This window comes from Natrinema sp. DC36, assembly GCF_020405225.1.
Taxonomy (GTDB): Archaea; Halobacteriota; Halobacteria; order Halobacteriales; family Natrialbaceae; genus Natrinema.
In genome coordinates this window covers 25,466-44,823 of record NZ_CP084472.1, presented here as the reverse complement: position 1 = coordinate 44,823, position 19,358 = coordinate 25,466, and the positions used below count along the sequence as shown (strand labels likewise).

22 protein-coding genes are annotated in these 19,358 nt (G+C 65.7%); 13 read left to right on the top strand and 9 right to left on the bottom strand.

Features of this window, described 5'->3' with window-relative positions; translation table 11 throughout:
• From LDH74_RS00225 to LDH74_RS00215, 3 genes are all read left to right on the top strand, one after another.
• Complete coding sequence (locus tag LDH74_RS00225; RefSeq protein WP_226040629.1) at window positions 1-804, top strand: hypothetical protein; 804 nt, start codon at window positions 1-3, stop codon at window positions 802-804.
• A 92-nt stretch (window positions 805-896) separates the two neighbouring features.
• The gene (locus LDH74_RS00220; protein ID WP_226040628.1) at window positions 897-2,189 is read left to right on the top strand and encodes an O-acetylhomoserine aminocarboxypropyltransferase/cysteine synthase family protein; all 1,293 of its coding nucleotides are present in this window, start codon (window positions 897-899) and stop codon (window positions 2,187-2,189) included.
• Window positions 2,190-2,374: 185 nt separating this feature from the next.
• On the top strand, window positions 2,375-2,764 hold the full coding sequence (locus tag LDH74_RS00215) for a hypothetical protein (protein ID WP_226040627.1): 390 nt from the start codon (window positions 2,375-2,377) through the stop codon (window positions 2,762-2,764).
• On the opposite strand, the gene LDH74_RS00210 is transcribed toward LDH74_RS00215, so the two are convergent.
• Window positions 2,742-2,930, bottom strand: coding sequence for a hypothetical protein (locus LDH74_RS00210; RefSeq protein ID WP_226040626.1), 189 nt, complete (start codon window positions 2,928-2,930; stop codon window positions 2,742-2,744). The genes LDH74_RS00215 and LDH74_RS00210 overlap by 23 nt on opposite strands.
• 206 nt (window positions 2,931-3,136) lie before the next feature.
• On the opposite strand from LDH74_RS00210, the gene LDH74_RS00205 reads away from it, so the two are divergent.
• A complete protein-coding gene (locus tag LDH74_RS00205; RefSeq protein ID WP_226040625.1) occupies window positions 3,137-3,661 on the top strand; it encodes a DUF5813 family protein in 525 nt (174 codons plus the stop codon).
• A gap of 299 nt (window positions 3,662-3,960) precedes the next feature.
• Here LDH74_RS00205 and LDH74_RS00200 read toward each other — a convergent pair whose 3' ends face one another.
• From LDH74_RS00200 to tmk, 4 genes are all read right to left on the bottom strand, one after another.
• A complete protein-coding gene (locus LDH74_RS00200; protein WP_226040624.1) occupies window positions 3,961-4,191 on the bottom strand; it encodes an Lrp/AsnC ligand binding domain-containing protein in 231 nt (76 codons plus the stop codon).
• Entirely contained in the window at window positions 4,191-4,937 is a 747-nt protein-coding gene (locus LDH74_RS00195; RefSeq protein ID WP_226040623.1) for a TrkA family potassium uptake protein, read from the bottom strand. Before LDH74_RS00195 ends, LDH74_RS00200 begins: the two co-directional genes overlap by 1 nt.
• Window positions 4,938-5,150: 213 nt before the next feature.
• Complete coding sequence (locus LDH74_RS00190; protein WP_226040622.1) at window positions 5,151-5,381, bottom strand: Lrp/AsnC family transcriptional regulator; 231 nt, start codon at window positions 5,379-5,381, stop codon at window positions 5,151-5,153.
• Window positions 5,382-5,487: 106 nt separating this feature from the next.
• Complete coding sequence (gene tmk / locus LDH74_RS00185) at window positions 5,488-6,093, bottom strand: dTMP kinase (RefSeq protein ID WP_226040621.1); 606 nt, start codon at window positions 6,091-6,093, stop codon at window positions 5,488-5,490.
• A 103-nt stretch (window positions 6,094-6,196) separates the two neighbouring features.
• On the opposite strand from tmk, the gene LDH74_RS00180 reads away from it, so the two are divergent.
• The 4 genes from LDH74_RS00180 to cofG all read left to right on the top strand — a co-directional run bounded on the left by LDH74_RS00180 (window position 6,197) and on the right by cofG (window position 10,662).
• Window positions 6,197-7,120: a complex I NDUFA9 subunit family protein gene (locus LDH74_RS00180; protein WP_226040620.1), complete on the top strand. Its 924-nt coding sequence runs from the start codon at window positions 6,197-6,199 to the stop codon at window positions 7,118-7,120.
• A 246-nt stretch (window positions 7,121-7,366) separates the two neighbouring features.
• Complete coding sequence (locus LDH74_RS00175; RefSeq protein WP_226040619.1) at window positions 7,367-8,545, top strand: tubulin/FtsZ family protein; 1,179 nt, start codon at window positions 7,367-7,369, stop codon at window positions 8,543-8,545.
• A gap of 185 nt (window positions 8,546-8,730) precedes the next feature.
• Window positions 8,731-9,426, top strand: coding sequence for a 2-phospho-L-lactate guanylyltransferase (gene cofC, locus LDH74_RS00170; protein WP_226040618.1), 696 nt, complete (start codon window positions 8,731-8,733; stop codon window positions 9,424-9,426).
• A gap of 72 nt (window positions 9,427-9,498) precedes the next feature.
• Window positions 9,499-10,662 (top strand): 7,8-didemethyl-8-hydroxy-5-deazariboflavin synthase subunit CofG, encoded by a 1,164-nt coding sequence (gene cofG / locus LDH74_RS00165; protein ID WP_226040617.1) that lies wholly within the window; start codon window positions 9,499-9,501, stop codon window positions 10,660-10,662.
• 560 nt (window positions 10,663-11,222) lie between these two features.
• Here the strand turns inward: cofG and LDH74_RS00160 are convergent.
• Together LDH74_RS00160 and LDH74_RS00155 are read right to left on the bottom strand one after the other, a co-directional pair.
• Window positions 11,223-11,687, bottom strand: a complete 465-nt coding sequence (locus LDH74_RS00160; protein ID WP_226040616.1) for a nucleoside deaminase — start codon at window positions 11,685-11,687, stop codon at window positions 11,223-11,225.
• Window positions 11,688-11,744: 57 nt separating this feature from the next.
• The gene (locus LDH74_RS00155) at window positions 11,745-12,503 is read right to left on the bottom strand and encodes an SDR family oxidoreductase (protein WP_226040615.1); all 759 of its coding nucleotides are present in this window, start codon (window positions 12,501-12,503) and stop codon (window positions 11,745-11,747) included.
• Between the two features lie 140 nt (window positions 12,504-12,643).
• On the opposite strand from LDH74_RS00155, the gene LDH74_RS00150 reads away from it, so the two are divergent.
• A complete protein-coding gene (locus LDH74_RS00150) occupies window positions 12,644-13,282 on the top strand; it encodes a cyclase family protein (protein WP_226040614.1) in 639 nt (212 codons plus the stop codon).
• 360 nt (window positions 13,283-13,642) lie between these two features.
• Here the strand turns inward: LDH74_RS00150 and cofH are convergent, their stop codons facing one another.
• Together cofH and LDH74_RS00140 are read right to left on the bottom strand one after the other, a co-directional pair.
• Entirely contained in the window at window positions 13,643-15,025 is a 1,383-nt protein-coding gene (gene cofH / locus LDH74_RS00145; protein ID WP_226040613.1) for a 7,8-didemethyl-8-hydroxy-5-deazariboflavin synthase subunit CofH, read from the bottom strand.
• 165 nt (window positions 15,026-15,190) lie between these two features.
• The gene (locus tag LDH74_RS00140; RefSeq protein ID WP_226040612.1) at window positions 15,191-16,192 is read right to left on the bottom strand and encodes a potassium channel family protein; all 1,002 of its coding nucleotides are present in this window, start codon (window positions 16,190-16,192) and stop codon (window positions 15,191-15,193) included.
• A gap of 245 nt (window positions 16,193-16,437) precedes the next feature.
• Between LDH74_RS00140 and LDH74_RS00135 the strand changes: the two genes are divergently transcribed.
• The 4 genes from LDH74_RS00135 (at window position 16,438) to LDH74_RS00120 (ending at window position 19,328) form a co-directional block, all read left to right on the top strand.
• The gene (locus tag LDH74_RS00135; RefSeq protein ID WP_226040611.1) at window positions 16,438-16,728 is read left to right on the top strand and encodes a hypothetical protein; all 291 of its coding nucleotides are present in this window, start codon (window positions 16,438-16,440) and stop codon (window positions 16,726-16,728) included.
• Window positions 16,729-16,869: 141 nt separating this feature from the next.
• The gene (locus LDH74_RS00130) at window positions 16,870-17,889 is read left to right on the top strand and encodes a phosphoribosylaminoimidazolesuccinocarboxamide synthase (protein ID WP_226040610.1); all 1,020 of its coding nucleotides are present in this window, start codon (window positions 16,870-16,872) and stop codon (window positions 17,887-17,889) included.
• A 162-nt stretch (window positions 17,890-18,051) separates the two neighbouring features.
• Complete coding sequence (locus LDH74_RS00125; RefSeq protein ID WP_226040609.1) at window positions 18,052-18,711, top strand: hypothetical protein; 660 nt, start codon at window positions 18,052-18,054, stop codon at window positions 18,709-18,711.
• A 452-nt stretch (window positions 18,712-19,163) separates the two neighbouring features.
• Complete coding sequence (locus tag LDH74_RS00120) at window positions 19,164-19,328, top strand: hypothetical protein (RefSeq protein ID WP_226040608.1); 165 nt, start codon at window positions 19,164-19,166, stop codon at window positions 19,326-19,328.
• The last annotated feature ends 30 nt before the right edge of the window (window positions 19,329-19,358 follow it).

The following is a 19,358-nucleotide window of genomic DNA, read 5'->3' as shown; positions in this document are numbered from 1 at the left end:
ATGGAACGACCGGACGCCGATTCGGCCACGACCGCACGGCGGGTCCGAGCTGACGAGTCGGATTCGATCGGGTGGCTGAAATCGTGGCGACGGACAGTAGCGGCGCTCGTCGTCGGGCTCGCGGTCTGTCTGGCGCCCCTTCCGGCTCCGATCGCGGCCGCGAGCGAGGTGCCGCCGTCCGTCTCCGGTGTGGACACCGCAGCGACGCCAGCGACCGAGAGCACGCTCGTCGTCACCGATTCGACCGTCGAGCCCGGGACCACCGCGACACACCGGATCGCGCTCACCGACGCGCCGGACGGCCTCGCCGGCTTCGAGTTCACGCTCGAGCTGTCCGGCAACGCCGCGACGGTCTCGAACGCCAGCTATCCCGACGCGTACGGGCTGACAACCGAGCCGATCACGAGCGCCGACGGCCGATCGGTGACCGTCGAGGCCGCGGACCTCACCGACGAAGTGACGCCGGGTGCGACCGACGTCACCCTCGCGACCGTCGAGGTGAACGCCACCGAGACTGCGACCGGTTCGACGACGCTGCGAGTGACGGATTCCCAGGTCGACGCCGACGACGGCGGCCGCATCGAGCCGGCGCTCGAGGCCGGGACGCTCACCGTCGACGAGAACGGACCGGCAGCCGCGTCGTCGCAGGACGAGGGGACCGAATCGGCGGACGAGACTGCATCCGATGGACCAGACGACTCCGATAGATCGGATTCGTCGGAACCGGTTCCCGGCTTCGCCGCCGGATCGGCGATCGGTGCGGTGGCCGTTCTCGCGGCCGTCCTGCTCGCGCGGCCCCGCTGACGCCTCTCGATCGGTTCTTTTGCTGGACGCCGTTCGAGACGCCGAACAAGATCGTCCAGTAACTTTACCGTATACCGGTTTCTATACCCGGTATGAGCGACGATTCCGACTCGGAAGCGCACCGCTTCGCCACGAACAGCGTCCACGCCGGCCAGGAACCGGACTCGGCCACGGGGGCCCGCGCACCGCCGATCTATCAGACCACGTCCTACGTCTTCGACGACACGGACCACGCCGCCGCGCTGTTCGGCCTCGAGGAGATGGGCAACATCTACTCGCGGATCATGAACCCGACGAACGCGATGCTCGAGGAGCGCATCGCGACGCTCGAGGGCGGCGTCGGCGCGCTCGCCACCTCGTCGGGGATGGCCGCGTTCGACCTCGCAACCTTCATCCTCGCGGATGTTGGCGATAACATCGTCTCCTCGTCGGCGCTGTACGGCGGCACCTACACCTACCTCACCCACACCGTCGCCAAGCGCGGCATCGAGACGAAGTTCGTCGACACGCTCGACTACGACGCCTACGCAGAGGCCATCGACGACGACACCGCGTTCGTCCACCTCGAGACGATCGGCAACCCCGCGCTCATCACGCCGGACATCGAGCGCATCGCCGATATCGCCCACGAGCACGACGTGCCGCTGTTCGTCGACAACACGTTCGCGACGCCGTATCTGTGCCGGCCGCTCGAGCACGGCGCGGACCTCGTCTGGAACTCGACGACGAAGTGGATCCACGGCGCGGGCTCGACCGTCGGCGGGATCCTCGTCGACGGCGGCTCGTTCCCCTGGGAGGAGGGCGACTACCCCGAGATCACCGAGCCGAACCCGGCCTACCACGGCGTCAACTTCCGCGAGACGTTCGGCGACATGGCCTTCTCGGTCGTCGCCCGGACCCGCGGGCTGCGGGATCTGGGCAATCAGCAGTCCCCTTTCGACGCCTGGACGACCCTGCAGAAACTCGAGTCGCTGCCCCTCCGAATGGAAAAGCACTGCGACAACGCGATGGCCGTCGCGGAGTACCTCGAGGAGCACTCGGCGGTCGACTGGGTCAACTACCCCGGCCTCGAGAGCCACGAGACACACGAGGAAGCCAGCGAGTACCTCGAGGGGGGTTACGGCGGCATGATCACGTTCGGCCTCGAGGGTGGCTACGACGCCGCCGAGACGGTCTGTAACGAGGTCGACCTCGCGAGCCTGCTGGCGAACGTCGGCGACGCGAAGACGCTGATCATCCACCCCGCGAGCACGACCCATCAGCAGCTCACCGAGGAGGAGAAGCTGGCCGGCGGCGTCACCGACGACCTCGTGCGCCTCTCGGTCGGGATCGAGGACGTCGACGACGTGATCGCGGACCTCGATCGGGCGATCGAACAGGTGTAGACGGAGCCGGCTACGACCGCGGTAGCGGACAGCAATGACTGCGAGAGACGACGACTGTGACGGATGACGTCTGAGACCAATGACGACTCCGATCCGGGCCGCCGACTCCGGCCGTCGCCGCCGGCGGTTTCACCTCGTCGTGACTATCCCTCGTCGTTAAGGTCGCGGGGATCGACTGGTCAGCTATGCCGACCGGAATACTCACGTCAGAGGCGTCGGAGCAGATCGTCGCGACCTGTCGAACGGCCATCGGCGACAGCCTCCGTTCGGTCACCTACTTCACGCGCGACGACTACGAGCAGGTATACCTCCGCGAGGACCTCGAACGCGACGCCGACCTCTCGACGTTCATCGGCCACGAGTGGCGCGGGTTCAAGACCACCCAGACCGCCTACGAGGGGTCGGAGCTCGGTGCGTACGACTACACCATCCGCGTGTTCGAGAACGGCTTCCTGATCCGCGTGACGAACGACAGCGAGGGCGTCTTCGTCACCACCGACGGACTGACGGTCAAAGACTTCGAGGAGGTCGCGACGGCGCTCGATTCCTTCCTCAGCGAGCGCGAGATTTCGTAGCGTCGCCGTCGCTCGAGCGCTCGAGATCGCGGCCGTCATCGTCGTCCGCCTCGGGCTCGTCGTCGGCGTCTCGGCCACCGATCGGCAGGCCGGAGCCGCGGTCGCCGTCCGTTCCGAGGAGATGAGCGAAGCGACGACGTTCTGCCGCGTGTTTATCCAGACTCATACCCCGGACAGTATCCTGTTTCCCCTGTAGTTATGCAGTTCGTTTTCGATAACAACGGATTACTTCCCCGTGAAACGGTTCCAGCGACTACTACTGGAGCCGCCGACGCCGAGTACTGCCACAGTGACTTCTCGTTCGGCCAGCGTCCCGCCCAGGGCGGTCACCATAACGTAACATCCTTTTCCGCCACGCCCGTGAGACGGATAATGACTGATCTCCCGACTCCCGTCGAACGCGAACTCGAGTCCCACGACGCCTTCGCCCGGACCGACGACGGCTACGACCTCACGACGACCGTCTTCGAGACGACCGTCGCGGCCGACGACGCCGAGGGAAAGCGCGACGGCCGATTTCTGGTCACCGTCGTCCTCCCCACGCTCGACGCCGCCGTCGCCGACGAGGTCGTCGCGCCCCCCGTCGAAAACGGCTGGTTCGAGACCCTCGAGCGCCGCCTCGAGGACGTCTTCACGGTCGCCCGCACGAGCACGCACGACGAGCCCGTCGTCGAACGCGACGCCGACGAGGTCCGGGTTCGCCTCGAGTACACCGCGTGGGACGCTAGCGACGGTGCCGACGACGCCAAGGCGCTGATCGAGTTCGTCGAAGGCACCTTCGCCCAGGGGATCATCCCCGGCTACGACTATCGCGGCGAAGCGGCGACGCTGCTCGAGAACGCCCAGAGCAGGGGCCAGCAGGCCGCCGACGGCGACAGCGGCGGGATGCCACTCTAGATCGTCGTTTCGCCTGGGAACGACCGGTATGGCCGAGAGCGTGGCTCGAGCAGACGCGAGAGCCACGCGATTCGGGGGAGGGCAGGCCGCTACCCGATACCGACCGCGAGCGAAGCCGTGCGCGGCGCGTAGCGCCGCGAACAGTCGAACGGCCGAAGGCCGTGAGACGGGGTGAGCGAGCGGGCCGACGACTGACCCGGAAGCCGCGCTCGCGCGGCTGGCGGGGAAGGAGGAGTGCTTTTAATCGAATTTTTGCCGAGGGCGCGGCTTCGCCGCGCCCGCAGCGCAAAACTTCGTCTCTAGTCCATCGCGATGTACGTCTGCGTGTCTTCGACGCCCTCGATAGCCTGAATGTGGGTCGCCGCGATCTCCTTGACCGCGGCCGGCGAGTCGACCTGCGCTTTCGCGATGAGGTCGACGTCGCCGGCGACGATATGGGCCGATCGAACGCCATCGATCGATTCGATGCTGTCTCTGAGTCGATCCGCCTCGCCCGTGTTCGCTTTGATCATGACGAATGCTGTAACCATCAGTTGACACCTCCCGAATCCGTTTCGCGCTGGAGTTTCGTTGCCGCCGAACTCGAGCCCCCGTCGGCGTTAGCGGCCGCCCGGCTCGGCGTCTCGCCGACCAGGAGCTGGCGGACCTCGCTCAGGACGTCGAAGTCCGCGAGGACGACGAGTCGGTCGCCGTCCTCGAGCGAGAGGTCCTCGTCGGGGATGCCGAGAGCCTGATCGCGCTTGCCGAAGGCGAGGACGGTCGCGTCCGCGGGCAGTTGCAGTTCGCTGATCGTGTATCCGTTGACGGGGGCCGCGTCGGTGATCGTGAGTTCGACGACCTGCAGGTGCGGCGCGATGTCGGCGATAGCGCGGATCGTCCCGCCGAGGAGGGCGTTTTTCGCGCCGATCGCGCCCAGCCGCTCGGGGTAGATGATCTCGTCGACCTGATCGGCGTACTTCCGGTAGATTCCCTCGCGATAGGCCTCGTCGATCCGCATGACGGTTCGACAGCCGTAGTGGTTCGCGATCATGCAGGCGGTGAAGTTGACGTTGAGGTCGCCGGTCAGCGCACCGACGGCGTCGGCCGCCGCGATACCGGCCTCCTCGAGGATATCCTCGCGAGAGCCGTCGCCCTCGACGGTGGTAAACCCTTGATCGCGAGCGCGCCTGAGCGTCGGCTCGTCGCGTTCGACCACCGTTACCTCGTGGTCCTCGTCGCGCAGGACGCGCGCCGTCCGCAGCCCGACCCGTCCGGCCCCGATGATGACGAACCGCATGGACAGGGGTACGCTCGCCCCGGTGAATAAGTTTGCCCCCGACTAGCACGGTATTCGTTCGACCGAGAGTCGACCGACGCGCGAGTTCGGCGTGACGCTCGAGTTCGGAGACTGAGAGGGAATTCCCACGACGGTCGCGTCCGACAGCTAGGGTCCGCGAGAACACGCGAACCGACGGCGATTGCGAGAAAACGCGCGACTGATCCGGTACCGCTAGCCCATCGCGATGTACGTCCTCGTCTCGGTGACGCCGTCGAGTCCCTGCATGCTCGAGGAGACGGTCTGGAGCACCTCGTAGACCTCGGACGCGTCGACCTCCGCGATGATGTCGTAGTTGCCCGCGACGATGTGGGCGTCGGCGACCGACTCCAGGTCGCCGATCTCCGCGAGCAGGCCCTCGGACTTTCCGGCGGCGGTCTTCACCATGATGAACGCGTGGACCATCGGAGGTGTGGTACACCCTGGCACGACTAAAGCCTTTGCCCGAAGTCGCCGTCTCCGACGGGAATTGCCGCGGTGGAACGGCGGACGGAGGAATCGATGGACGAGGTCAGCGCGACTCGCCGACCGCTTCGGCCAGCGCATCCGTCGCCGCCTCGAGCACCGCTTCGGGCGACTGCGTCGCGTCGACGCGGACGAACCGATCGGGGTCGCGCTCGAGCAGTCGCTCGTAGTTGTCCCGAACCGATGCGAGGTACTCGGCGCGTTCGAACTTGTTGGTCGTCCCCGCGCGAGCCGCGGCGGTTTCGGGATCGATATCGAGGTAGATCGTCAGATCGGGATCGATCGAGAACGGCCGATGGACGTCGACGACGTACTCGAGCGGGTCCTCGAGGTCGTAGCCCTCGGCCGCTGCGAGCGTCGCGCCCTGATAGGCAAAGCGCGAGTCGGAGTAGCGATCGGAGACCACGAGGTCGCCGCGCTCGAGGGCGGGCCCGATCACCCGCGAGAGGTGATCGGCGTGATCGGCGGTGTAGAGGAACAGTTCCGCCAGCGGATCGGCGTCGTCGTCCTCGATCGAGCGGTAGACGGCCTCACCGTACCAGGAATCGTCCGTGGGTTCGCGCGTGAACGTGGCCTCGGGGTAGCGCTCGCCCAAGGCCTCCCAGACCGTCGTCTTGCCGCTGCCGTCCAGTCCCTCGAGCGTGACGAGCATGGTCCCACTCGTGGGGACGGCTACTACAATCTGTCGAGAGCCTCGAACGGGCCACGCAGCGTCGCCGCCCAGTTATTTATCGCTGCGAAGTCACGTTTCGGCCATGAAGATCCTCGTCGCCGGTGGCACCGGCTTCATCGGCACGAACCTGTGTGCAGAACTGGCCGAGCGCGGCCACGAGGTGACGGCGCTCTCCCGGTCTCCAGATGACGATAACGAGTTTCCCGACGGCGTCGAGTCAGTGATGGGCGACGTCGGCGCCTACGACTCGATCGTCGACACCGTCGCGGGCCACGACGCCGTCGTCAACCTCGTCTCGCTCTCGCCGCTGTTCGACCCGCCCCGCGGGACGAGCCACCGGGAAGTCCACCTCCGGGGCACGGAGAACCTCGTTCGCGCCGCCGAAGCCGGCGGCGTCGACCGGTTCCTACAGATGAGCGGGCTCGGGGCCGATCCGAACGGCGCGACCGCGTTCATTCGCGCCAAGGGCGAGGCGGAGGCGGTGGTCCGCGACTCCGGGCTCGAGTGGACGATCGTTCGGCCGTCGGTCGTTTTCGGCGACGGCGACGAGTTCGTCGGGTTCACGAAGACGCTGACGACGCCGTACCTGACGGCGTTGCCCGCCGGGGGACGGACGCGATTTCAACCCATCTGGGTCGGTGATCTCGTCCCCGTGCTGGCCGACGCGCTCGAAGACGACGCCCATATCGGCGAGACCTACGAGCTCGCCGGCCCGCAGGTCGTCACGCTCGCGGACGTGACAAAGCTCGCTTACGGCGCCGAGGGAAAAGACGTCAGGATCGGAACGATCCCGATGGGACTGGCCAAACTCGGGCTCTGGGTGATCGGTCCGCTACCGTTCGTTCCGTTCGGCCCCGATCAGGCTCGGTCGCTCGAGTTCGACAACACCGTCGACGATAACGACGTGACCGTCTTCGGCCGGGACCCGGTGTCGATGACGACACTCAGCGCGTATCTCGGCCGCAACGGGACGGACCGTCAGGAACGATCGGCGAAAACGGTCTGACGAGTAGATCGGTGTCGTCGTCGCTCACAGCGACCGATTATGTCGCGATCGGGTCGAGAGAAAACCTAACTTAAAAAACAGTACGGGACGGGGTACACGGCGTTTTCGAGTTCGGAGAATCGGCGCAAATACCACTCCAGTCACCCGATACGGAGGAATAGTAAAGAAAACGTGAAATTCAGTTCAGCACAAGACTTATATCCTCCATTGCACTGGTACCAATTCAACGGAGCCCCCAAACAAACAATGAAGCTGGCGATGATCGGATTCGGACAGGCCGGTGGCAAAATCGTCGATCGATTCCTCGATTACGACGATCGGACGGGTAGCGGAATCGTCCGCGCGGCGATTGCCGTCAACTCCGCGAAGGCGGACCTCATCGGTCTCGATAATATACCACAGGAGAATCGCGTACTCATCGGCCAGGCCCGCGTCAAGGGCCACGGCGTGGGTGCTGACAACGAACTCGGCGCGGAAGTCGCCGAGGAGGACATCGACGAGGTACAGAACGCCATCGACTCGATCCCGACCCACGAGGTCGACGCCTTTCTGATCGTCGCCGGCATGGGCGGCGGCACCGGTTCCGGTGGCGCGCCCGTCCTCGCCAAACACCTCAAGAGGATCTACACGATCCCGGTCTACGGCCTCGGCGTCCTGCCGGGGACGGACGAAGGCGGGATCTACACGCTCAACGCGGCCAGATCGTTTCAGACGTTCGTCCGCGAGGTCGACAACCTGCTCGTCTTCGACAACGACTCGTGGCGACAGACCGGCGAGTCCATGGAAGGCGGCTACGACCAGATCAACGAGGAGATCGTCCGCCGCTTCGGCATCCTCTTCGGCGCCGGCGAGGTCGGAGAGGGCCAGGAAGTCGCCGAGAGCGTCGTCGACTCCTCCGAGATCATCAACACGCTCTCCGGCGGTGGTGTCTCCACCGTCGGCTTCGCCTCGGAGGACGTCGAGGTGAACTCGAGTGGCGGCCTGCTCTCCCGGTTCACCGGCGACGGCGGCGGCGACGACAGTCTCGACGCCGCGAACACGACGAACCGCATCACGAGCCTCGTCCGCAAGGCCGCACTCGGCCGACTCACGCTCCCGTGTGAGATCGAAGGGACCGAGCGCGCCCTGCTCGTGCTCTCCGGACCCTCGGAGTATCTGAACCGGAAAGGCATCGAGCGCGGGCGGAAGTGGCTCGAGGAGGAAACGGGAAGCATGGAAGTTCGCGGCGGCGACTTCCCGCGCGGAGAGCCCGAAGTGGCTGCAGCCATCTTGCTCTCCGGCGTGACGAACGTCCCGCGGATCAAGCGACTGCAACAGGTTGCCATCGAGGCCCAGGACAATATCGACGATATCCAGCAAGACAGCAGCGAGAACCTCGAGGAACTCGTCGAGGACGACGAGGACGAACTCGAGCCGCTGTTCTAGGCCGTCGTTCGTTCGACAATCGCGAGCGACCGGACTCGTGTCGGGGGGCACGAGGCCGGGAACACACTCGCGTTCCCGGCGTGGACTGCTCGCAGCGCGTATTTCGCGACGTGTATTTCGCGACGGCGAACGGGCGCACTCCGACGTGTTTTTGAGCGCGCCCGAACTACCGCAACCAGATTCAGATGCGCGTCCTGGTCCCGTTCGCCGCCGAGACGCCGAAGACTCGCCTCGAGTCCGTGCTCACGCCGGCCGAGCGCGAGGTACTTTCCCGCGCCATGCTCGCAGACGTCCTCTGTGCGATCGTCGGCGCGGGACACGAGCCGAGGATCGTCTCGACTGTGCCACTCGATCTCGAGGAGTTCGATCTCCCGGGCGAGGTCGCCGCGTCGGTATCAGGGACGGTCGACGATCGGCCGCTGACGGACGCGGTCAACGCGCGACTCCCGGGAAGCGAGTGCCGCGGCCGTGCGGACGACGTTCCCGACGCCGTCGCCGTCGTCATGGCCGACCTCGCGCTGGCGACCCCCGATGCGCTCGAGCGGCTTCTGACGACGTCGGCCGATATCGCGATCGCGCCGGGGCGCGGCGGCGGGACGAACGCGCTCGTCGTTCGACATCCCGACTTCCGCGTGGACTACCACGGAGCCTCCTATCTCGACCATCGCGAGATCGCTCGCAACGTCGGTGCCGGTCTCGAGACGGTCGACTCGTTCCGACTGGCGACCGACATCGACGAACCGACGGATCTCGTCGAGGTGCTCGTCCACGGGCTCGAGACGAATCGCGCCCCCGCTCGTCTCCGGGCGTTCGGGTTCGAACTCGACGATCGGGACGGTCGCGTCGACATCGTTCGCGACGAGAGCGTCCCGACGAAGTAACCCGGTGGCTGCCCGTTAGCCCGCCACGCAGGAAGGCAGCCCTTATGTGCCGAGGGAAGACATCCAGAGGTAATGTTTCCCGGGGCGAGCGAGTACGGCGTCGATATCGCGGTCGACGACGGGGCCGTCGAGGAGCTCCTGCAGGTCAGCCCGAACGACGTCGAGGCACCGCCGGCGCTGACGTTTTCGCGAAACGTGTTCATCCCGCTCACCACGGCCTGTCGCTACACCTGTACGTACTGTACCTACTTCGATCCGCCGGGACAGGCTTCCCTGCTCTCGCTCGAGGAGATCCGCGATATCTGCCGGCGCGGGGCCGACGCGGGCTGTACGGAAGCGCTGTTCACGTTCGGCGACGATCCCGACGACCGCTACACGGAGATTCACGACCAGCTCGCGGAGTGGGGCCACGACTCGATTCATACCTATCTGCGCGAGGCCTGTGAAGTGGCACTCGAGGAGGGGCTGCTCCCGCACGCCAATCCGGGCGATCAGACCCGCGAGCAGATGGCCGAAGTCGCCGACGTCAACGCCAGCATGGGCGTGATGCTCGAGACGACCGCGGAAGTCGGGGCCCACGCCGGTCCGCGGCGCAAGGTGCCCGGCCAGCGGCTGCGGACCCTGAAAAACGCCGGCGAACTGGACGTGGCCTTCACGACCGGGATTCTGGTAGGAATCGGCGAGAACTGGCGGGATCGCGCGGAGAGCCTGCTCGCGATCCGCGAACTGCACGACCGATACGACCACATCCAGGAGCTGATCGTCCAGCCGGTGGTGGAGAACGAACGCTGGTCGGGGGGCTCGCCCGACCTCGCGACGCTGCGACAGGTGACTGCGATGGCCCGCGTCGCCCTGCCCGAGGAAATCTCGGTACAGGTACCGCCGAACCTCGCCCCCGCCAGAGACCTGATCGACTGCGGGGTCGACGACCTCGGCGGCGTCTCGCCAGTTACTGACGACCACATCAATCCGGACTACACGTGGCCCGCGCTGCGCGAACTCGAAGAGATCGCGGCCCACGCGGGCGTTCCACTGGGAGAGCGCCTCCCCGTCTACGAGCGGTTCCTGCCGCCAGCCCTGCGAACGGACGGGTTCGACGGTCGACTGGCCGACGGGTCGGACGGGGGTCGCGAGTGGATCTCGCCGACGATCCGGGACGCGCTCGAGGCCGAGGACTCGGCCGGCGAGCGCTATCGGTCGGTGCTTCGAGACGAGACGATACCCACGGCGGACTAGACCGGGCGTCGGCGCGCGGTGTAACCCTCGATTTGGTCCGATAATCGATCGGAACAGGCGAACAACGTATCACCTCGGATTGGTCAACTGGCGTGCGGTGGCACGCGCTGTGCCGCGGCGAACTGCGAGGCCTGAACGGAGTGACGGCCTCGGTAGTGTGAGCGGTGACCGGAGGGAACCGCGAACTAACGAGTGAGCCGCGGCCCGAAGCCGTGCGAGGTCGTCACGAGTGTAGCGAGTGACTGCTTGGAAGACGCTTTGCGTCTTCCAGTGGATGAGTGAGCGACGATAGGAGCGAGCGTTAGCGCGGAACCGGAGGTTCCGCGGACCATACGAACGGTGCGCGGTTCGGAGCGATCGTCGGGAGCGAGAACCGCAAGGTGAACGGGCCTTCGGCCCGTGAGTAGCAATCGGCCGGGGAGGGCGTGGCGATTCCCTGTTGCCACGATAGCAGGACGCTTCGTCTCACTTGATTCAGTCGAAATACACCGTCCCATTCACTGGCAGTACTACCAACAGAGACATCGAAATTAGCATGCAGTCGACTTCTGCAGACTGTTCTATGATGTCGACGAAAAGTAGTTCTCGTGGACCGCGAGCCCCTCGCGCTCGAGCACCGGTCCCTCCACGATCGTCGACCTGTCGGCCCGATCGACGACTTCCTCGCAGGGGATCTCGATCACGCCGTCATCCCGAACGTCCACGAGCGAATCGACGGAAACGCTGTAGACGACCCGCTCGAGTCCCGCGTAGATAATCGCGCTCGCACACATCGGACACGGCTCGGTGCTCGTGTACATGGTACAGGACTCGAGTTCGTCAGGCTCGAGTTCGCTCGCGGCCCACCGAGCCAGTTTGAACTCGGGATGAGCCGCAATGTCGTCGTCAGTGAGCGTGGTGTTCTCGGCCGTCCGAACGACCGCGTCGTCGACGACGAGCAGGGAGCCGAATGGCGTGTTGCCGTTCGCGACCGCCGATTCCGCGAGGTCGATCGCCCGCCGCACGTAGGACTCGTCGGTGGCCATAGCGGGCGTTCGGCCGCCGGTCCCGAAACGCTTCCCCTCCGGAAACGGGGTAGACCGTTACGTACATGAGAAGCCGCCGTCGACGACCAGCGCCTGGCCGGTGATCCAGTCGGCTTCGTCGCTCGCCAAGAACAACATCGCGTTCGCGATATCTTCGGGCTCCCCGAGACGCTTCAGCGGATAGTAGCGGGACATCTCCTCTTTGGTCGCCTCCCACTCCTCCTCGGTGTGGTTCTTCCGGGGCATCGCGGTGTCCGTCACGCCCGGGCAGACCGCGTTCGCCCGGACGCCGGCGGGGCCGACCTCCGCCGCGACGGTCCGCGTGAAGTTGACGACTGCGCCCTTCGACAGCGAGTAGGCTCCCAACTGCGGCGCGCCGATGACGCCCGCCAGCGACGCCGTGTTGACGATGGCTCCCGATCCCTGTTCCCTGAAGTGTGGAATCGCGGCGTGACAGCCGTTCCAGACGCCCTTGACGTTGATATCGATCACCCGATCGCGCTCGCCCTCGGCGATCTCCTCGACCTTCGCGCGCTCGTGGCTCACGCCCGCGTTGTTCACCATGATATCGAGGCCGAACTCCGAGACCGCCTCGTCGACGGCCGCGTGGACCGCGTCGGCGTCCCGAACGTCCAACTCGAGTGCGGTCCCCTCTTGCCCCGCGCTTTCGACCAAGTCAATCGTCTCCTCGGCCCCCTCGAGGTCGATATCGGCCGCGACGATCGTCGCGCCCTCCTCGGCGAACAACTGCGCTGCTTCCCGGCCGAGGCCGGACCCTGCACCCGTAATAAATGCCGTCTTGCCTTTGAGTCGCATGCCCATACGTTGTCGAGCGGTGGCATAAATCATGATATATGATCCGGCGACCCGCGTTCGGCCGTTCGGGGTACGGAATGGTCGTCGCTCCGCGAACGCGTTCGCACAGCGTTATGTCCGTCCGGCGACGGCAATCCCGTATGCACGTCGATCTCACTCAGCCGATCGAGACGGGGATGCAGACGTATCCCGACGATCCCGCGGTCGTCGTCTGCCCCCACGCGACCCACGATGAACACGGCGTTCGCGTCACGGCCCTCGAGTGTGGCAGCCACACCGGGACCCACGTCGACGCGCCCGCCCACACCGAAGCCGACGGGAAGACCCTCGAGGCGTACCCGCTCGAGCGGTTCGTCTTCGACGCCGTCCGGATCGATTGTCGCGACCTCGAGGCCCGCGAGCCGATTCCCGCATCGCGAGTGCCCGACAGCGACGCCGATCTGGTCGCGTGCTGGACCGGCTGGGACGCCCACTGGGGGACCGAGCGGTACCTCGAGCACCCCTATCTCTCACCGGCCGCAGCCGAGGTGTGCATCGATCGGGGATTCGATGTCGCGGTGGACGCGCTCAACCCCGATCCGACACCGACGGAAGACGCGAGTGCGGACGAGCCGGAGGGGTTTCAGGCCCACCGTGCGCTGCTGGGCGACGATCGGTTGATCCTCGAGAACCTGACGAACCTCGGGGCGGTCGGGGATCGGTTCGAGCTCCGGGCGTATCCGCTGGCGCTCGAGGGGGACGGTGCACCGGTTCGGGCCGTCGGCGTCGTGAACGAATAGCGTGTCCTCGAGTGACTCGTAGACTCAGGTAGATCACGAACGAGTCGAGGGTGACTGTGAAGAGAGGTGTACCCTGCAATCGTGGCAACAGGGAATCGCCACGCCCTCCCCAACCGATTTCTCCTCACGGGCGCGAAGCGCCCGTTCGGATGGTTCGCGGAACCCCCGGTTCCGCGCTAACGCTCGTTCCCTTCGGTCACTCGTTCATCCCTCGCACGACATCGACGCCCGCCCTCACTGTCGTTCGGACGGCCGACAGCGTGCGCCACCGCATGACGGTTGCTCAGTCTCGAGGGATACGTCCCACCGTCTCTGGACTATCAGGAATTAGTTCGGGACTGAGTGATACAGGTCGACCGATCAGTCGTCGGCGGGGACGGTATCGCGTTCGTCCTGTTCTTCGCGAGTCAGCAGCGCGGTCCCGTCGGCCTTCGGCCCGAGTCGGGGGCCGAAGGGCGGGTCGTCGGGGTCGATGACGCGGCGTTTCTCGTAGTCGGTCGAGCGCTCGACCGGGACGCGGCCGATCGAAGCGACCATCTCGACGTAGTCCGCAAAGGAGCGGAATTCACCGTGCTCGCCGCCGGCACGAGTGGTGATCTCCTCGGAAAGGATCGTTCCCATGTAGTCGTCGGCCCCACACGAGAGCAGCTTCAGCCCCTGTTCGTCGCCGTACTTGACCCACGAGGACTGGATGTGGTCGATGTTATCGAGGAACAGCCTCGAGACGGCGATCATCAGTTCGTCCTCGTCGATGCTCGCGCCGCCCGAGACGACGTCGTGTTCGAACAGCGGCGTGTTCTGGTGGATAAAGGAGAGCGGGACGAACTCGGTGATGTTCCCGGTTCGATCCTGCAGCTCCCGGATCCGCTTCAGGTGCATCGCGCGGTGGGCCTCGTTCTCGACGTGGCCGTACATGATCGTCGCCGTCATCCCGAGGCCGACGTTCGCGGCGGCCTCCATGGCCTCGAGCCAGCCGTCGGTACTGATCTTGCCGGGACAGATCACTTCGCGGACCTCCTCGACGAGGATCTCCGCTGCGGTTCCGGGCACAGTATCGAGCCCAGACTCCTTCAGCCGTCGGTAGACCTCCTCGTAGGACCAGTCGGTGCCCCGCCGGGCGTGGTAGGCCTCTTCGGGCGTCATCGAGTGAACGTGCACCTCGTCGACGCTCATCGCGGACAGCTGGTCCGCGTAGGTGCCGGGACTGGTGTCGTACAGTTCGGGTGGCTTGTAGTTGACCGCCTTCGGGTTCGGGTGATCGTCGAGAATCTCCCGATGTTCCTCGTCGAGGGCGAACGCGGGGTGAAGCCCGGAGACCGACGTGACCTCGTAAATACCGCGATCAACGGCGTCGGCGACGACTTCGCGGGACTCCGCGGGCGTCTTCGTGAACCCGGCGGTCTCGATCTCCGTCTCGCGCTCGAAGGTGTGGGCGGCGTCCTTGAAATTGCAGAAGAGACAGCCCACGTTACAGGCCGTCGTGACGTTGTTGTTCAGGTTCGCGATGAAGGTGACCTCCTCGCCGACCTGCTCGGCGCGGCGTCGGTCCGCCGCCTCGAGCACGCGCTCCTTGCGTTTCCGGTCGATCCCCTCGCTCTCGGTTCCCGTCGTGAGTAACTCGATTGCGTCGTCGACCGTGAGACGGTCGCCGTCGCGTGCCTTTGTCAGTGCGTTCTCGAATGACTGGTCGGTCTCGGGAACGTGATCAAACGTGAGGTCGGCCTCGGTCACCGGTCGCTCCATCGAGGGAACGATACCCGTACAGCGAGAAAAGCATGGTGGATGTGGAATCGCGGGGACGCCGACCCAGCCGTCGCTCGAAGCCGGCGCCGATCGAGGCGCGCCGCCCGGTCAGCCATCGAGCGGACCCGCCGAACTGTCCGAACTGATCTCGAGGCGAGACGACGGTCACGCCGATTCCGCGGTCGGCCACTGTCGGACGTCCGATTCGACGAGCGCGAGCAGCAGTCGGCGCCGCTCGCGCAGGTCCGCGACGGACGCGTCGAACGCCCCGTCGGAAACGGTCGGCACGTCCGCATCGCGCAGCGCCTCGAGCGACGGGGCCGGCGGGGACCGATCTGCGGGTTCGATGAACGCGTCGTCGAGCGTTCCGAGATAGCTATTGACGCTCGCCCGCGCGTTTTTGACGATCGTGTCACTGGGCCGGTCCCGTTCGGGAACGCCGAACCGCAACAGCGTGAGCGTTTCGTCGAGGAGGGCGACGCTCGTCACCGGCGCTCGTTCGGTCTTCCCGCTGTGGAAGTAGTGGAGAACCGGATACGCCTTGTGGTTCGCCGTGAGCGTGTTTAACTGCGACGTAAGTTCGTTCAGGGACAGCGCCAGTCCGTCGAACTCCTCGCCGTTCCAACTCGTCCGGAGGATCCCGTCGCTTTGCGACCCGAGACCGCTCACGCTGCTCGCGAACGACCGCTTTTGCGTGACGGCGTCGAGAACGGAGAGGACGTAGGTGACGCTCAGGGTGACGAAGAGCATCCCGCTGGCCGCCGCGAGCGTCGTCGCGATCTGCCACGGTCCCTCGCGCGGAACGAGGTCGCCGATTCCCAGGGTGAATATCGTGTAACCGGTGTAGTAAATCCGGTCCGACCAGGAGGTCGTGCTCCCGTTGACCGTATCGACGAGGGCATAGTCGGCGCCCGCGAAGACGAGCGTCCAGCCAGCCCAGAGGAGGGCGAGCCAGGTGACGAGTCCGACGACGAGGACCGACGGGCCTGAGAGGGTGAGTAGGCGAGAGCCCCGATCGCCAACCCGCCGGAACCCGCTCCACGTCGCCGCCATCAGCCACGAGGTGAGCGGCCCGGCACCGCCCTCGACCCAGAGCGTCGTCCACAGGAGATCCACGACGACGACGGCGAGCAGGAGTATCCCGAGACCGAACGGAATCGGATCCATCTCATCGCCACCTCGAGACCGAACGAGTCGTCGATTCGTCGCGGTCGTCGGCCCGCAGGCGAGCAGCGGTTGGACGCGCGACGTACCGGTCCGAAATCGGTGTGTGCACGCTATCGCGTTCGGTCTCGAGCTGGAAAACACTCCGACCGGCTGCTCCCTGCCGTCGAACCGCCGCTTCGGTCCCGGTCACCCCTCCGTCGAACGCAGGTCTCGGAATTATCGGTGTGGACCGCAAACGATCACGCATGAGTTCACGGACGCCGGAGGAATGCGTCGACCTCGCCCTCGACGAGGGGGCCACCGAGGAAAAGCGAGCGGGCGCGATTCGGGAACTGAGAACCGCCAACGAGTGCGACGAACTCGAGGCGCTCGTCCGAACGGAGCGCATCGACGAGCGGTATCGTCGCCAAGCCCTCGAGGAGTTAGCGACCCCGCAGTGCGATTCGACGCTCCGGGAACTCGTTCACGACGAGCCCCTCGAGGGGCCGCTGAAGCAGGAGGCGGAAGAACTGCTCGCGACCGTCGAAGACGACTGAGATCGTGCGAGAGTAGCGGTCCGAACGAGCGAGCGCGTCACCGATCTCGAGGTGCCGACCGGATACTGAAACCTTCTTACGGTCCGGACACAGCAACTGGAGTATGATCGACGGCGGCGAACACGTCCTGAGGTGTCTCGCGTGACGAGCGTCAAAGAGTTCCGCATCGAGGAAGACGCGACCGACGAGGAGCTCGGCCGCGGCTCGTTCGTCTTCACCGACGACTACTCGGTGTTCGACTGGGGGAAGATGCCCGACCAGATTCCCCGGAAGGGTGCGAGCCTCTGTACCATGGGCGCGTTCAACTTCGAACTGCTCGAGGCCGAAGGCGTCCCCACCCACTACCGCGGTGTCGTCGAAAACGGCGACGTCGTCGGCCTCGAGGACGCGACTCACCCGCCCTGGGAGATGGCCATCGACCTCACGCAGGTGCCCGACCTCCCCAACGAGGGCCGGGAGTACGACTACGAGCGCTACCACGACGCGGCCGGCGAGAACTACCTGATCCCCCTCGAGATCGTCTTCCGCAACCGGGTTCCCGTCGGCTCGAGCCTGCGCGATCGGACCGTGCCCGCCGATCACGGCCTCGCGCTCGATAGCTGGCCCGACGAGGCCGTCGACCTCGACGAGCCCATCGTCGAGTTCACCACGAAGTACGAGGAGGGCGACCGCCACCTCGAGCGCGAGGAGGCCGATTCGATCGCCGGGACGGCGTCGATCGAGGACCTCGAGTCGCTCGCCCGCGAGGTCAACCGGATCGTCACCGAGCAGGCCGACTCGGCCGGGCTGGTCCACGAGGACGGCAAGATCGAGTGTTGCTTCTATCGGGACGAGATCCGCGTCGCCGACGTCGTCGGCACCTTCGACGAGAACCGCTTTAGCTACGAGGGCACCCAGCTCTCGAAGGAGGTGCTCCGCCAGTATCACAAGCGCACCCAGCCCGAGTGGGTCCGTGCCGTCGACGCCGCCAAGGCGCAGGCGAAGCAAGAGGACGTCGCCGACTGGAAGTCCCTCTGTGACGAGGACCCCGAGCCGCTCGAGGCGGACGTCCTCGAGACCGCCAGCAACCTGTACTGCGCCGGTGCCAACGCCTACACCGGTCAGGAGTTCTTCGACGCGCCGCCGCTTTCGAGCGCGATCGGTGCGGTCCGGCGGCTGTAACCTGACGCGATCGCGCCGGTCCTCGCTCCGTCGCCTCGGACGCTGGCGTCGGCTTGACCGTCGTCGTCCATCGCAGAATGCGGTAGATGCTACCGTGTGGCACGCTCGAAACAGATAAGTAACCCTCATATCGGGGGACGAAACACATTCGACCGAGCGTCAATGAGTTTCACCGCCAGCGCAATCGTAGCGAGTATCGTCGCGTTCAGCCTCACCAGCGGGATCGCGGCCGTGGCGAGCGGGATGCTGACGCTGTTTATCCTCGTCATCCTCGGACTCACCGTCCTCTCGCAGGGGTCGGACGACTGGGGGCCCGCACAGCCTGCGCGGTCCTCGTCCGCCGACTCCTCGAGACGGCACAAAACGGATCAATCGAACGACGAGCAAAATCGGATGGGACTCCTCGATCGGACTGGTGTACTGAGCATGACCAACGGCGACGACACGCTAGTACTAGCAGAACGGGCGGTGGGACTCGCAGCGGCCATCAGCGCGTTCGTCATGGCTTCGACGGCCGTATTCACCATCACCGACTTGATGGGGATCCACAACGTTCTACTGGGGGCGACGATGGCCGTACTCGCGTCGGTCCACGCGCTTCGGATCAGTCAGGACAAGCCGATCATCGTCCTCGCCGGCGTGTTGGCGCTGCTCGGCGCGTGGACGACTGCGGCGCCGTTCGTCCTCGGGGTCAATCGGGCCCTCGTGATACAGATCAACGCCGCGGCCGGCGTCCTTATCATGAGCCTGTCTCTCGTCAGCGCGTACGGGATTTTGCAGACGTCACGATCGGACCAGACGTCGGGCGCGACGGGCGCGTAACCGCTGCGTAGCCGAATTCCCTGCATTTTCTCGTCGTCGCGACGATCGCGGTTCGCGGTTCGAACTCGAGCAGGGCGCCGACCGTCAGTGACGCGTTCCACGACTCCGCGTCCGTTTTCGGCTCGTCCTCGAGGGGCGTCCCGTCGATTCGCTTCGGGCCCTCCACGTCGAGTCCGACGACGCGGCGCAGTTCGCCGACGCCGTCACTGACGCGCTGGCAGTCGCGCTGACGGACGGCGAACTCCGGGATCCGAAGTCCCAGCTCGACAGCGACCTCGATCCGCTATTCGAAGGCGTAACGATCGATCGAGAGAACGCGTAGCGACGCCGAAAGCGAACCGCGCGATCGGACGGGGGTCCGCCCCGGGACCTGCACCGGCAAATTTGGCCGCCCGTGGCCGATACGGCCGAAATGGATTCGTTAAAGTGTGTCACGTCCCACCTGTCAACCGATGACTGACTCGACGGACGAGGACACACCCGAATGTCGACACTGCGGCGATTCCGTTGGATCGTCCGCCGAACAGCGCGTGATAACGACGGTCGAAGACGGGACGACCGTCTACAAACACTTCTGCAGCGACGACTGCCGGGATATCTGGGAGTCGTCTCGGTGAGGAAGAGGCAGTAGCACCGCAATTTAGGTA

What these genes read in the sequence shown, in the direction of transcription:
- LDH74_RS00150 (WP_226040614.1), top strand. Translation starts at nt 12,644, where the DNA reads ATGCACGTCGATCTCACTCAGCCGATCGAGACGGGGATGCAGACGTAT.
- LDH74_RS00155 (WP_226040615.1), bottom strand. Translation starts at nt 12,503, where the DNA reads ATGCGACTCAAAGGCAAGACGGCATTTATTACGGGTGCAGGGTCCGGC.
- LDH74_RS00220 (WP_226040628.1), top strand. Translation starts at nt 897, where the DNA reads ATGAGCGACGATTCCGACTCGGAAGCGCACCGCTTCGCCACGAACAGC.
- LDH74_RS00180 (WP_226040620.1), top strand. Translation starts at nt 6,197, where the DNA reads ATGAAGATCCTCGTCGCCGGTGGCACCGGCTTCATCGGCACGAACCTG.
- LDH74_RS00210 (WP_226040626.1), bottom strand. Translation starts at nt 2,930, where the DNA reads ATGAGTCTGGATAAACACGCGGCAGAACGTCGTCGCTTCGCTCATCTC.
- cofH (WP_226040613.1), bottom strand. Translation starts at nt 15,025, where the DNA reads ATGGAGCGACCGGTGACCGAGGCCGACCTCACGTTTGATCACGTTCCC.
- LDH74_RS00225 (WP_226040629.1), top strand. Translation starts at nt 1, where the DNA reads ATGGAACGACCGGACGCCGATTCGGCCACGACCGCACGGCGGGTCCGA.
- LDH74_RS00200 (WP_226040624.1), bottom strand. Translation starts at nt 4,191, where the DNA reads ATGGTTACAGCATTCGTCATGATCAAAGCGAACACGGGCGAGGCGGAT.
- LDH74_RS00190 (WP_226040622.1), bottom strand. Translation starts at nt 5,381, where the DNA reads ATGGTCCACGCGTTCATCATGGTGAAGACCGCCGCCGGAAAGTCCGAG.
- LDH74_RS00175 (WP_226040619.1), top strand. Translation starts at nt 7,367, where the DNA reads ATGAAGCTGGCGATGATCGGATTCGGACAGGCCGGTGGCAAAATCGTC.
- cofG (WP_226040617.1), top strand. Translation starts at nt 9,499, where the DNA reads ATGTTTCCCGGGGCGAGCGAGTACGGCGTCGATATCGCGGTCGACGAC.
- cofC (WP_226040618.1), top strand. Translation starts at nt 8,731, where the DNA reads ATGCGCGTCCTGGTCCCGTTCGCCGCCGAGACGCCGAAGACTCGCCTC.
- LDH74_RS00125 (WP_226040609.1), top strand. Translation starts at nt 18,052, where the DNA reads ATGAGTTTCACCGCCAGCGCAATCGTAGCGAGTATCGTCGCGTTCAGC.
- LDH74_RS00135 (WP_226040611.1), top strand. Translation starts at nt 16,438, where the DNA reads ATGAGTTCACGGACGCCGGAGGAATGCGTCGACCTCGCCCTCGACGAG.
- LDH74_RS00120 (WP_226040608.1), top strand. Translation starts at nt 19,164, where the DNA reads ATGACTGACTCGACGGACGAGGACACACCCGAATGTCGACACTGCGGC.
- LDH74_RS00140 (WP_226040612.1), bottom strand. Translation starts at nt 16,192, where the DNA reads ATGGATCCGATTCCGTTCGGTCTCGGGATACTCCTGCTCGCCGTCGTC.
- LDH74_RS00160 (WP_226040616.1), bottom strand. Translation starts at nt 11,687, where the DNA reads ATGGCCACCGACGAGTCCTACGTGCGGCGGGCGATCGACCTCGCGGAA.
- LDH74_RS00195 (WP_226040623.1), bottom strand. Translation starts at nt 4,937, where the DNA reads ATGCGGTTCGTCATCATCGGGGCCGGACGGGTCGGGCTGCGGACGGCG.
- LDH74_RS00215 (WP_226040627.1), top strand. Translation starts at nt 2,375, where the DNA reads ATGCCGACCGGAATACTCACGTCAGAGGCGTCGGAGCAGATCGTCGCG.
- LDH74_RS00205 (WP_226040625.1), top strand. Translation starts at nt 3,137, where the DNA reads ATGACTGATCTCCCGACTCCCGTCGAACGCGAACTCGAGTCCCACGAC.
- tmk (WP_226040621.1), bottom strand. Translation starts at nt 6,093, where the DNA reads ATGCTCGTCACGCTCGAGGGACTGGACGGCAGCGGCAAGACGACGGTC.